At 71.7% G+C, this 614-nt stretch carries 1 protein-coding gene; it reads right to left on the bottom strand.

Annotated elements, in window-relative coordinates; genetic code table 11:
* On the bottom strand, positions 1–614 hold a 614-nt coding region (locus tag D1614_RS28320), incomplete at both ends, for a type VI secretion protein IcmF/TssM N-terminal domain-containing protein (protein ID WP_206610172.1).

Below are 614 nucleotides of genomic sequence, written 5' to 3'. Positions count from 1 at the left end.
AGTAGAAGCCCCGCACCATCGGCGGGGTGTCCTGGTCGGCCGTCAGGGCTCCTTCGACGAAGCGGGCGAGGCGCGCGCGAAGCGAGGCCACCTGCGAGGGGAAGCCGAGGATCAGGCTGCGGCGGCGCGGGTCGCCTTCTTCGTGCAGGCGCTTGGCGACGCGGTCGGCCAGCGCCTGGACCACGCCGTCGAACTCGGCCAGCAGAGCGTCGAGCCCGACCGGCGCGCCCAGCGGCAGGGTGGCGCCGAGGATGGCCCGCCGGCCCTCGACGTCGAGGTCGTCGAAGAACTCGCTGAAGCCGGCCAGCAGGTCGGCCTTGGTGAACAGCAGATAGACCGGAGCGGAGACTTCCAGCGTGCGGCGCAGTTCGGCCAGGCGGCGGCGGACGGCGGCGGCGTGGTCGTCGAGCCGGGCGCGGTCGGAATTGAGGATCTCGTCGAGGCCGATGGCGACCAGCACGCCGTTGATCGGCTGCAGCGGCCGGGTGCGGCGCAACAGCTTCAGGAAGCTGTCCCAGCCCTGCTGGTCGACCGACGCGTCCGAGGTCTGGGTGGTGTAGCGGCCGGCGGTGTCGACCAGCACGGCCTCGTCGGCGAACCAGAAATCGAGATTG

Source organism: Maribellus luteus (assembly GCF_003576475.1).
Taxonomy (GTDB): Bacteria; Bacteroidota; Bacteroidia; order Bacteroidales; family Prolixibacteraceae; genus Draconibacterium; species Draconibacterium luteum.
Note: the sequence above shows the minus strand (reverse complement) of the source record. Positions and strands in the feature narration are given on the sequence as shown.